This is a genomic window from Rhizobium leguminosarum (assembly GCF_001679785.1).
Taxonomy (GTDB): Bacteria; Pseudomonadota; Alphaproteobacteria; order Rhizobiales; family Rhizobiaceae; genus Rhizobium; species Rhizobium leguminosarum_R.
In genome coordinates, this window is record NZ_CP016290.1 from 190,045 (window position 1) to 203,341 (window position 13,297).

At 64.9% G+C, this 13,297-nt stretch carries 1 protein-coding gene; it reads right to left on the reverse strand.

The features are described 5' to 3' along the window. Positions 1–4: 4 nt before the first annotated feature. Positions 5–13,165, reverse strand: a complete 13,161-nt coding sequence (locus BA011_RS35430; RefSeq protein ID WP_065284277.1) for a non-ribosomal peptide synthetase — start codon at positions 13,163–13,165, stop codon at positions 5–7. Positions 13,166–13,297: the final 132 nt, after the last annotated feature.

Sequence of the window (13,297 nt, forward strand, 5' to 3'; positions counted from 1 at the left end):
CCGCTCAAGTCCCGATCCATGCACCAACGCCAGAAGAAAGCAGTTTCTGAAGTTGGTGGCTATCAAATTCTTGAATAATCAAGCTGATGGAAGATTCACGGGCTAGCTCGGCCAATGTTGGCTTGGCGAACAGGATCGCCAGCGGCAGCTCCACTGCCAAGGCCTCTGTCAGCCGGACGAGCAGGCGCACCGCCAACAATGAGTGGCCGCCGAGCTCGAAGAAGTTGTCGTGGCGCCCGACCCGCTCAACGCCGAGAAGCTCGGCCCAGATCCCGGCCAGCAGCGTCTCGATCTCGCCCTGCGGCGCCTCATAGGCCCGACGCGCATAGGCATCGTCGTCGGGGACCGGCAGCGCCTTGCGGTCGAGCTTGCCGTTCACCGTCAGCGGCAGTGCTTCCAGCCGCACGAAGGCCGACGGCACCATGTAGTCCGGCAGCAGGCCACCCAGATGCGCCCGCAACGACGCAGCAAGCCCGGCGCCATCGGCTTCGGCCGAACCGTCCGTCGTCTTCACAACCACGTAGGCGACAAGCCGCTTGTCGCCCCCCGCATCCGCGTGCGCCACCACCGCGGCATCGCCGACAAGCTCATGCTCCAGCAGCCGGGCGGCGATCTCGCCCGGCTCGATGCGGAAGCCGCGGATCTTCACCTGGTCGTCGTTGCGGCCCAGAAACTCGAGATTGCCGTCCGGCAGGTAGCGCGCAAGGTCGCCGCTCCGGTACATCCGGGCGCCGGCCTTGCCGCTGAACGGATCCGCCAGGAACCGCTCCGCCGTCAGATCCGGACGGTTCAGGTAGCCGCGAGCCACCCCCGCCCCGCCGATATAAAGCTCGCCAACCGCACCAAACGGAACGGGTGCGCCATGACCGTCCAGAAGATAGATCCGCGTGTTCGCAATCGGACGGCCGATCGTTTCGACAACAGCCTGTCCCCTCGGCATGCAAATCCAAGTCGAGTACGTCGTTGTCTCCGAAGGGGCGTACAGAGTGCAAATCTTCTGGACGCGCGTGCTCTCGAATATCCTCTCGATTAGGTCTGCCTTCACCCGCTCGCCCGCCAAATTGATGACGCTTGCCGATGCCGGCACGGCTTTCTGGTTGACCAGAGCGGTAATCGCCGAGGGGACCGTGTTGATCAAGGAGGCATCCACGGACGTTCGGGCCAGCTTCAGTGCATCCTCGACGAGGTACAGCTTGCTTCCCTGCGAAAGCGGAAGGAAACACTCGTAAACGGACAGATCAAAACAGACCGAGGTCGAGAATAGCGTGCGCCTGATCTCTGATTCGGCAAACACGCCGCCACTCCAATGCAGCAGGTTCACTGTGTTCCGATGCTCGACCATGACGCCCTTCGGCGTGCCGGTGGATCCCGATGTGTAGATGACATAGGCGAGGTGGCGCGCTGTCAGGCCGAGGGCATGCGGGTCGGGATCGTCAGCGGACTGGTCGGCCCAGGCGGGCGTGGCCGCATTGAGATCGACCACGCTCAGATTGGCGATTGCCTCGGCGCCCAACGCCGCGCGGCCGGCTGCGTCGCAAAGCAGCAGCCGCGGGCCGGCATCGTCGAGCAACTGCCGCAGCCGTTCGCTGGGATAGGCCGGGTCGAGCGGCACATAGGCGCCGCCGGCCTTGAGGATCGCCAGCAGTCCCACCACCATCGCCGGGCTGCGCTCGACGCAGATCGCCACTGGCTGGTCCGGCCTCACCCCGAGCCCGATCAGATGATGGGCCAGCTGGTTGGCATCGGCATTGAGCGCGCCATAGGAGATCGACTGCTCTTCGAAGACCAGTGCGACCGCGTCGGGCGCCCGGCGCACCTGCGCCTCGAACAGCTCATGCACGCAAAGATCCAACGGATAGTCCGCTTCCGTCCGGTTCAACTCCTCCAGCAGGTAACTACGCTCCTCAGCCGGAAGAATGTCGAGCTCGCGCACCGGCCTATCGGGCGCTTGCTCCAGCGCGTCGACCAGTTGCTCGAGCGCCCGCTGCATGTAGCCGCAGATCCGATCGGCGGAGATCGGTTCGACCGCATCCGCCGTGAGCCCCAGCTCCTGACCAAAATCATCCACCGACAATGTCAGCGGGTAGTTGGTCCGTTCCTCGTCCCCCAGCCATTCCATGCCGGACAGCACGTCGCTTGTTCCCTCGCCGGCCATGGCCGGCGTGTTGTGGCGATAGTTCAGCAGCGCACTGAACAGTGGCGCTGGTGCGGCAATATCGCTGCAGCGTTGCGCCAATGCCAGCGAGGCATGCTCGTGTGAGAGCAATTCGGCCAGACGGGCGTGGGCGATACGCACACTTTCCTCGACCCCGGTCTCATCCAGATCCAGCCGCAACGGCAAGGTATTCATGAACAAGCCCATGGTACGGTCGGCGCCGGCACCCGCATGCATGCGGCCGAACAGCACCGTGCCGAACACCACCTGCTCGCGCCCGCTGCTCAGCGCCATCACCTGGGCCCAGGCCAGATGGCAAAGGCTAGCCAGACTCACCCCCAGCCGCCGCGCCTGGTGGCGCAGCCGATCGTTGAGCGCCTCCGGCAGCATCCGCCGTGCCTCGCGGGATCCGCGGCCGTCGCCGTAGACCTCGCTCAGACCGAACGGCAGCGTCGGCTCGTCGATGTCGGCCAGCATCTCCCGGAAGAACGCTTCATGCGCTTTGGCATCCATGCCAAGCCGCGCCTGCGCCACCAGGTTGCGGAACGGCTGCGGCGTTGCAAGCTCATGCGCGCGCCCCTGCAGCACGGCCCGGACCTCGGCATACATCACTTCGGCCGTCGTATGATCGCCGATCAGATGGTGCTGCAACACCAAAAGCAGCCAGCGCCCACTGCCCGGTTCGCGCGCGATCACGAACCGCATCAGCGGCGCCCGGCCAAGGTCGAGACGGTACTGGCGCGGATCGAACCGCCGCCTGAGCTCATCGGCGCCGGAACCATCACAGCCCTCCAGCTCGACCTCGAGCACATCCAAGGACGCCTTGCGCCAGACAACCTGCGCCGGGCTCGACAGACCCTCCCAGACAAAGGCCGTGCGCAGAATGTCGTGGCGGTCGACCACCTGTTGAACCGCAGCAAGGTAGCGATCGAGCACACCCCGCTCGGCAAAGGCCATCTGCGACACCAGGAGATAGGGGTCACCCTGGGTTGCCAGCAAATGATGGAACAGAATGCCGTCCTGCAGCGGCGACAGGCCATAGATATCCTGGATATTGCCGACGCCGCCGGGCACCGTCGACACGATCCGGTCGATCTCCGGTTGGGTAAGATCGATCAGCGGCAGCATCTGCGGCGTGATCGCCGTACTCTGTTCCGTGATCGGGTTGGCAGGCACCGCCACCTCCCGGTGGCTGCCAAGATTGGCCGCCAGATCGGCAAGCATCGGCTTTGCAAATACGGTGCGAACCTCGACCCCGAGCGACAGCCGCCGCAGACGCTCCATCATTTGAACCGCCAACAATGAGTGGCCGCCGAGCTCGAAGAAGTTGTCGTGGCGCCCGACCCGCTCAACGCCGAGAAGCTCGGCCCAGATCCCGGCCAGCAGCGTCTCGATCTCGCCCTGCGGCGCCTCATAGGCCCGACGCGCATAGGCATCGTCGTCGGGGACCGGCAGCGCCTTGCGGTCGAGCTTGCCGTTCACCGTCAGCGGCAGTGCTTCCAGCCGCACGAAGGCCGACGGCACCATGTAGTCCGGCAGCAGGCCACCCAGATGCGCCCGCAACGACGCAGCAAGCCCGGCGCCATCGGCTTCGGCCGAACCGTCCGTCGTCTTCACAACCACGTAGGCGACAAGCCGCTTGTCGCCCCCCGCATCCGCGTGCGCCACCACCGCGGCATCGCCGACAAGCTCATGCTCCAGCAGCCGGGCGGCGATCTCGCCCGGCTCGATGCGGAAGCCGCGGATCTTCACCTGGTCGTCGTTGCGGCCCAGAAACTCGAGATTGCCGTCCGGCAGGTAGCGCGCAAGGTCGCCGCTCCGGTACATCCGGGCATCCGCCTTGCCGCTGAACGGATCCGCCAGGAACCGCTCCGCCGTCAGATCCGGACGGTTCAGGTAGCCGCGCGCCACCCCCGCCCCGCCGATATAAAGCTCGCCAACCGCACCAAACGGAACCGGCTGACCATGGTCGTCAAGCACATAAAGCCGCGTGTTCGAGATCGGACGCCCGATCGGCACATTCGTCGATGCGGAAAGGTCTGCAGGGATGTCATGGAAAGCACAACCGACAACCGCTTCCGTCGGGCCATACTCGTTGACCATTCTAGCAGCCGGCTGGATCTGACGCCATAGCTCGACCGTCGAAGACGACAATGCCTCACCGCCAATGACGAGCACCTCCACCTGACTGGAACCTCCAGCCGACTGCAGCTGCTGTCCCAGAACATCCAGAAGGATCGGGGTGACATTGACCAGCCCGCACGGTGTGCCGACCCTCGACCTGATCCCCTCGACCTCGTCCCCCTCTTTCGTAAGCAATGCATGGCCGCCAGAGACCAAAGGCGCAAACAGGCTGTTGACCGTGGCATCGAAGGCGAGCGAAGAGGAGACGACGGAGGAGGATGTGGGAGCGTAGCTCTCACGAGCCCAGCTTAGATAATTGGTCATCCCGCGATGCTCGACCATGACGCCCTTAGGGGTGCCGGTGGATCCCGATGTGTAGATGACATAGGCGAGATGGCGCGCTGTCAGGCCGAGGGCATGCGGGTCGGGATCGTCAGCGGACTGGTCGGCCCAGGCGGGCGTGGCCGCATTGAGATCGACCACGCTCAGATCGGCGATTGCCTCGGCGCCGAGTGCGGCGCGTCCGGCGGCATCGCAAAGCAGCCGCCGCGGTGCGGCATCCTCGACAATCTGCCGCAGCCGCGCCGACGGATAGGCCGGGTCGAGCGGCACATAGGCGCCGCCGGCCTTGAGGATCGCCAGCAGTCCCACCACCATCGCCGGGCTGCGTTCCAGGCAGATCGCCACCGGCTGATCCGGCCTCACCCCGAGCCCGATCAGATGATGGGCCAGCCGGTTGGCATCGGCATTGAGCGCGCCATAGGAGATCGACTGCTCTTCGAAGACCAGTGCGACCGCGTCGGGCGCCCGGCGCACCTGCGCCTCGAACAGCGCATGCACGCAAAGATCCGACGGATAGTCCGCTTCCGTCCGGTTCAACTCCTCCAGCAGGTAGCTGCGCTCCTCAGCCGGAAGAATGTCGAGCTCGCGCACCGGCCTATCGGGCGCTTGCTCCAGCGCGTCGACCAGTTGCTCGAGCGCCCGCTGCATGTAGCCGCAGATCCGATCGGCGGAGATCGGTTCGACCGCATCCGCCGTGAGCCCCAGCTCCTGACCAAAATCATCCACCGACAATGTCAGCGGGTAGTTGGTCCGTTCCTCGTCCCCCAGCCATTCCATGCCGGACAGCACGTCGCTTGTTCCCTCGCCGGCCATGGCCGGCGTGTTGTGGCGATAGTTCAGCAGCGCACTGAACAGTGGCGCTGGTGCGGCAATATCGCTGCAGCGTTGCGCCAATGCCAGCGAGGCATGCTCGTGTGAGAGCAATTCGGCCAGACGGGCGTGGGCGATACGCACACTTTCCTCGACCCCGGTCTCATCCAGATCCAGCCGCAACGGCAAGGTATTCATGAACAAGCCCATGGTACGGTCGGCGCCGGCACCCGCATGCATGCGGCCGAACAGCACCGTGCCGAACACCACCTGCTCGCGCCCGCTGCTCAGCGCCATCACCTGGGCCCAGGCCAGATGGCAAAGGCTAGCCAGACTCACCCCCAGCCGCCGCGCCTGGTGGCGCAGCCGATCGTTGAGCGCCTCCGGCAGCATCCGCCGTGCCTCGCGGGATCCGCGGCCGTCGCCGTAGACCTCGCTCAGACCGAACGGCAGCGTCGGCTCGTCGATGTCGGCCAGCATCTCCCGGAAGAACGCTTCATGCGCTTTGGCATCCATGCCAAGCCGCGCCTGCGCCACCAGGTTGCGGAACGGCTGCGGCGTTGCAAGCTCATGCGCGCGCCCCTGCAGCACGGCCCGGACCTCGGCATACATCACTTCGGCCGTCGTATGATCGCCGATCAGATGGTGCTGCAACACCAAAAGCAGCCAGCGCCCACTGCCCGGTTCGCGCGCGATCACGAACCGCATCAGCGGCGCCCGGCCAAGGTCGAGACGGTACTGGCGCGGATCGAACCGCCGCCTGAGCTCATCGGCGCCGGAACCATCACAGCCCTCCAGCTCGACCTCGAGCACATCCAAGGACGCCTTGCGCCAGACAACCTGCGCCGGGCTCGACAGACCCTCCCAGACAAAGGCCGTGCGCAGAATGTCGTGGCGGTCGACCACCTGTTGAACCGCAGCAAGGTAGCGATCGAGCACACCCCGCTCGGCAAAGGCCATCTGCGACACCAGGAGATAGGGGTCACCCTGGGTTGCCAGCAAATGATGGAACAGAATGCCGTCCTGCAGCGGCGACAGGCCATAGATATCCTGGATATTGCCGACGCCGCCGGGCACCGTCGACACGATCCGGTCGATCTCCGGTTGGGTAAGATCGATCAGCGGCAGCATCTGCGGCGTGATCGCCGTACTCTGTTCCGTGATCGGGTTGGCAGGCACCGCCACCTCCCGGTGGCTGCCAAGATTGGCCGCCAGATCGGCAAGCATCGGCTTTGCAAATACGGTGCGAACCTCGACCCCGAGCGACAGCCGCCGCAGACGCTCCATCATTTGAACCGCCAACAATGAGTGGCCGCCGAGCTCGAAGAAGTTGTCGTGGCGCCCGACCCGCTCAACGCCGAGAAGCTCGGCCCAGATCCCGGCCAGCAGCGTCTCGATCTCGCCCTGCGGCGCCTCATAGGCCCGACGCGCATAGGCATCGTCGTCGGGGACCGGCAGCGCCTTGCGGTCGAGCTTGCCGTTCACCGTCAGCGGCAGTGCTTCCAGCCGCACGAAGGCCGACGGCACCATGTAGTCCGGCAGCAGGCCACCCAGATGCGCCCGCAACGACGCAGCAAGCCCGGCGCCATCGGCTTCGGCCGAACCGTCCGTCGTCTTCACAACCACGTAGGCGACAAGCCGCTTGTCGCCCCCCGCATCCGCGTGCGCCACCACCGCGGCATCGCCGACAAGCTCATGCTCCAGCAGCCGGGCGGCGATCTCGCCCGGCTCGATGCGGAAGCCGCGGATCTTCACCTGGTCGTCGTTGCGGCCCAGAAACTCGAGATTGCCGTCCGGCAGGTAGCGCGCAAGGTCGCCGCTCCGGTACATCCGGGCGCCGGCCTTGCCGCTGAACGGATCCGCCAGGAACCGCTCCGCCGTCAGATCCGGACGGTTCAGGTAGCCGCGAGCCACCCCCGCCCCGCCGATATAAAGCTCGCCAACCGCACCAAACGGAACGGGTGCGCCATGACCGTCCAGAAGATAGATCCGCGTGTTCGCAATCGGACGGCCGATCGGCACATACCGGTGAGGCGCCTCAATTCTCGTGTCGGTAGGAAAGGTGGTCGCCCAAATTGTAGTCTCCGTCGGACCATAAAGATTTCTGAGAGATTTTACCCTTCTGCCGAGGTTCGAGGCCAGTTCTGAAGGCAACGCTTCGCCGCCACACAACGCACGTAAATCGGGCGCACCCTCCCATCCGGCGTCGAAGAGCATACGCCACGCTGCCGGGGTCGCCTGCATCACAGTTATCTTCTGATGGGATAGATACCGCTGCAATCCAATAGCACTGGTCCCGTGAGCAACAACGACGTTAGCTCCCACGGCCAGTGGCAGACAGAGTTCGAGCCCCGCAATGTCGAAAGAGATCGTCGTGATCGCGAGGAGTGAATCGCGCTCTGTGAGGCCCGATACATCTAAAAGAGCGCGTAGAACATTGAGAACACTTGCATGCTCGACCATGACGCCCTTCGGCGTGCCGGTGGATCCCGATGTGTAGATGACATAGGCGAGGTGGCGCGCTGTCAGGCCGAGGGCATGCGGGTCGGGATCGTCAGCGGACTGGTCGGCCCAGGCGGGCGTGGCCGCATTGAGATCGACCACGCTCAGATTGGCGATTGCCTCGGCGCCCAACGCCGCGCGGCCGGCTGCGTCGCAAAGCAGCAGCCGCGGGCCGGCATCGTCGAGCAACTGCCGCAGCCGTTCGCTGGGATAGGCCGGGTCGAGCGGCACATAGGCGCCGCCGGCCTTGAGGATCGCCAGCAGTCCCACCACCATCGCCGGGCTGCGTTCCAGGCAGATCGCCACCGGCTGATCCGGCCTCACCCCGAGCCCGATCAGATGATGGGCCAGCCGGTTGGCATCGGCATTGAGCGCGCCATAGGAGATCGACTGCTCTTCGAAGACCAGTGCGACCGCGTCGGGCGCCCGGCGCACCTGCGCCTCGAACAGCGCATGCACGCAAAGATCCGACGGATAGTCCGCTTCCGTCCGGTTCAACTCCTCCAGCAGGTAGCTGCGCTCCTCAGCCGGAAGAATGTCGAGCTCGCGCACCGGCCTATCGGGCGCTTGCTCCAGCGCGTCGACCAGTTGCTCGAGCGCCCGCTGCATGTAGCCGCAGATCCGATCGGCGGAGATCGGTTCGACCGCATCCGCCGTGAGCCCCAGCTCCTGACCAAAATCATCCACCGACAATGTCAGCGGGTAGTTGGTCCGTTCCTCGTCCCCCAGCCATTCCATGCCGGACAGCACGTCGCTTGTTCCCTCGCCGGCCATGGCCGGCGTGTTGTGGCGATAGTTCAGCAGCGCACTGAACAGTGGCGCTGGTGCGGCAATATCGCTGCAGCGTTGCGCCAATGCCAGCGAGGCATGCTCGTGTGAGAGCAATTCGGCCAGACGGGCGTGGGCGATACGCACACTTTCCTCGACCCCGGTCTCATCCAGATCCAGCCGCAACGGCAAGGTATTCATGAACAAGCCCATGGTACGGTCGGCGCCGGCACCCGCATGCATGCGGCCGAACAGCACCGTGCCGAACACCACCTGCTCGCGCCCGCTGCTCAGCGCCATCACCTGGGCCCAGGCCAGATGGCAAAGGCTAGCCAGACTCACCCCCAGCCGCCGCGCCTGGTGGCGCAGCCGATCGTTGAGCGCCTCCGGCAGCATCCGCCGTGCCTCGCGGGATCCGCGGCCGTCGCCGTAGACCTCGCTCAGACCGAACGGCAGCGTCGGCTCGTCGATGTCGGCCAGCATCTCCCGGAAGAACGCTTCATGCGCTTTGGCATCCATGCCAAGCCGCGCCTGCGCCACCAGGTTGCGGAACGGCTGCGGCGTTGCAAGCTCATGCGCGCGCCCCTGCAGCACGGCCCGGACCTCGGCATACATCACTTCGGCCGTCGTATGATCGCCGATCAGATGGTGCTGCAACACCAAAAGCAGCCAGCGCCCACTGCCCGGTTCGCGCGCGATCACGAACCGCATCAGCGGCGCCCGGCCAAGGTCGAGACGGTACTGGCGCGGATCGAACCGCCGCCTGAGCTCATCGGCGCCGGAACCATCACAGCCCTCCAGCTCGACCTCGAGCACATCCAAGGACGCCTTGCGCCAGACAACCTGCGCCGGGCTCGACAGACCCTCCCAGACAAAGGCCGTGCGCAGAATGTCGTGGCGGTCGACCACCTGTTGAACCGCAGCAAGGTAGCGATCGAGCACACCCCGCTCGGCAAAGGCCATCTGCGACACCAGGAGATAGGGGTCACCCTGGGTTGCCAGCAAATGATGGAACAGAATGCCGTCCTGCAGCGGCGACAGGCCATAGATATCCTGGATATTGCCGACGCCGCCGGGCACCGTCGACACGATCCGGTCGATCTCCGGTTGGGTAAGATCGATCAGCGGCAGCATCTGCGGCGTGATCGCCGTACTCTGTTCCGTGATCGGGTTGGCAGGCACCGCCACCTCCCGGTGGCTGCCAAGATTGGCCGCCAGATCGGCAAGCATCGGCTTTGCAAATACGGTGCGAACCTCGACCCCGAGCGACAGCCGCCGCAGACGCTCCATCATTTGAACCGCCAACAATGAGTGGCCGCCGAGCTCGAAGAAGTTGTCGTGGCGCCCGACCCGCTCAACGCCGAGAAGCTCGGCCCAGATCCCGGCCAGCAGCGTCTCGATCTCGCCCTGCGGCGCCTCATAGGCCCGACGCGCATAGGCATCGTCGTCGGGGACCGGCAGCGCCTTGCGGTCGAGCTTGCCGTTCACCGTCAGCGGCAGTGCTTCCAGCCGCACGAAGGCCGACGGCACCATGTAGTCCGGCAGCAGGCCACCCAGATGCGCCCGCAACGACGCAGCAAGCCCGGCGCCATCGGCTTCGGCCGAACCGTCCGTCGTCTTCACAACCACGTAGGCGACAAGCCGCTTGTCGCCCCCCGCATCCGCGTGCGCCACCACCGCGGCATCGCCGACAAGCTCATGCTCCAGCAGCCGGGCGGCGATCTCGCCCGGCTCGATGCGGAAGCCGCGGATCTTCACCTGGTCGTCGTTGCGGCCCAGAAACTCGAGATTGCCGTCCGGCAGGTAGCGCGCAAGGTCGCCGCTCCGGTACATCCGGGCGCCGGCCTTGCCGCTGAACGGATCCGCCAGGAACCGCTCCGCCGTCAGATCCGGACGGTTCAGGTAGCCGCGAGCCACCCCCGCCCCGCCGATATAAAGCTCGCCAACCGCACCAAACGGAACGGGTGCGCCATGACCGTCCAGAAGATAGATCCGCGTGTTCGCAATCGGACGGCCGATCGTTTCGACAACAGCCTGTCCCCTCGGCATGCAAATCCAAGTCGAGTACGTCGTTGTCTCCGAAGGGGCGTACAGAGTGCAAATCTTCTGGACGCGCGTGCTCTCGAATATCCTCTCGATTAGGTCTGCCTTCACCCGCTCGCCCGCCAAATTGATGACGCTTGCCGATGCCGGCACGGCTTTCTGGTTGACCAGAGCGGTAATCGCCGAGGGGACCGTGTTGATCAAGGAGGCATCCACGGACGTTCGGGCCAGCTTCAGTGCATCCTCGACGAGGTACAGCTTGCTTCCCTGCGAAAGCGGAAGGAAACACTCGTAAACGGACAGATCAAAACAGACCGAGGTCGAGAATAGCGTGCGCCTGATCTCTGATTCGGCAAACACGCCGCCACTCCAATGCAGCAGGTTCACTGTGTTCCGATGCTCGACCATGACGCCCTTCGGCGTGCCGGTGGATCCCGATGTGTAGATGACATAGGCGAGGTGGCGCGCTGTCAGGCCGAGGGCATGCGGGTCGGGATCGTCAGCGGACTGGTCGGCCCAGGCGGGCGTGGCCGCATTGAGATCGACCACGCTCAGATTGGCGATTGCCTCGGCGCCCAACGCCGCGCGGCCGGCTGCGTCGCAAAGCAGCAGCCGCGGGCCGGCATCGTCGAGCAACTGCCGCAGCCGTTCGCTGGGATAGGCCGGGTCGAGCGGCACATAGGCGCCGCCGGCCTTGAGGATCGCCAGCAGTCCCACCACCATCGCCGGGCTGCGCTCGACGCAGATCGCCACTGGCTGGTCCGGCCTCACCCCGAGCCCGATCAGATGATGGGCCAGCTGGTTGGCATCGGCATTGAGCGCGCCATAGGAGATCGACTGCTCTTCGAAGACCAGTGCGACCGCGTCGGGCGCCCGGCGCACCTGCGCCTCGAACAGCTCATGCACGCAAAGATCCAACGGATAGTCCGCTTCCGTCCGGTTCAACTCCTCCAGCAGGTAACTACGCTCCTCAGCCGGAAGAATGTCGAGCTCGCGCACCGGCCTATCGGCATCGGCAACCATCGCCCGCAGCAGCGCCAGCAGATACCCACATTGCCGCTCGATCGTCGCCCGGTCGAACAACGCCGTCGCATAACCCAGAGTCCCATCGATGACCTCGCCTTGCTCTCCCAGGTTCAGTTCCAGTTCGAACTTGACCTGATCAAGCCCCTCGCCCGCAGCCTCTACCCGCAGCCCCGGCAGGTCCAATGACCCGACGGTGTTGTTCTGCCAGGCCAGTCCCACCTGGAACAACGGCGTGCGATCGAGAGCCCGGGGCGGCTGAACGATCTCCACCACCTGCTCGAACGGCAGGTCCTGATGATCCTGTGCAGTCAAGGCCGCGCGCCGCGCCCGTTCCAGGAGATCTGATACACTCGGCTCGCCGGACAGATCGATTCGAACCGCCAGCGTGTTGACGAAGAAACCGATCAGATCCTCGAGCTCGCGGTGACGACGATTGGCCGTTGGCACACCGATCACGATATCGTCCTGCCCGGACAGGCGCGACAGCACCGCAGCCCAGGCCGCCAGCACCGTCATGAACAACGTCGTGCCATGCTGCCGGCTCAGCCGCCTGAGCCCGCGCGTCAGAGCCCGATCGATGACAACCGGCACGCTGGCTCCGGCAAACGACTGCTGTGCCGGCCGCGGTCGGTCCGTCGGCAGCGCCAGACGGGCCGGGGCGCCAGACAGGGTGTCGCGCCAATACTGCGCCTGACGCTGCAGCCGCTCGCCGGACAACCATTGCCGTTGCCAGGCGGCATAATCCGGATACTGGATCGCCAGCGGCGGCAAAGGATCGTCCTCTCCAGCCTCAAACGCGCGGTAAAGGCTGCTGAGCTCGCGCACCAGCACTCCCATCGACCAGCCGTCCGAGACTATGTGATGCTGCGTCAGCAGAAAGACGTGCTCCTCATCCGCCAGCCGGATCAGCCGGCCGCGGATCAGCGGCTCGCGCGCCAGATCGAAAGGCGTGCGCGCCTCTTCTTGGCACAGATCCAAAAGCGCGGCTTGCGCATCCGGCCTCTCCCGCAGATCGTGCTCGACCAACGGCAATCCCCTGTCCCCGGACAAAATCTGGACCTGCGGTTCATCCTCTCCGGCAACGAACGTGCAGCGCAGCGCCTCGTGACGGGCAAACAGGCGGTCAAGGCTGCGCCGCCAGGCGACACCGTCGAGCCTGCCCTGCAGTCGCCACCCCAGGGGAATGTTATAGTTCGTGCTGTCTTCGTCCAACTGTGACAAGAACCAGAGACGCTGCTGCGAATAGGACAGCGGAAGCGCACCATCACGGCTGATTTTCGGGATCAGTGTGGCTTTTAGGTTGCTGCCTCGACTTCGCGCTCTGGCCAGGGAAAAGAGCTTAGCTAAGCCGTCTGAATCCAGTTCTTCTAATTGGTCGATGACAAAATGCGTCATTTCAGACTCCTAGAAGAAAGCAGTTTCTGAAGTTGGTGAGCCTTGGTGCACGGATCGTTTAGCGGTCGTGGTGTAGGCGATCAGGCAGCCTGAATAACCGATCTGTGACCTTGATGCCTTTGAAACATAACG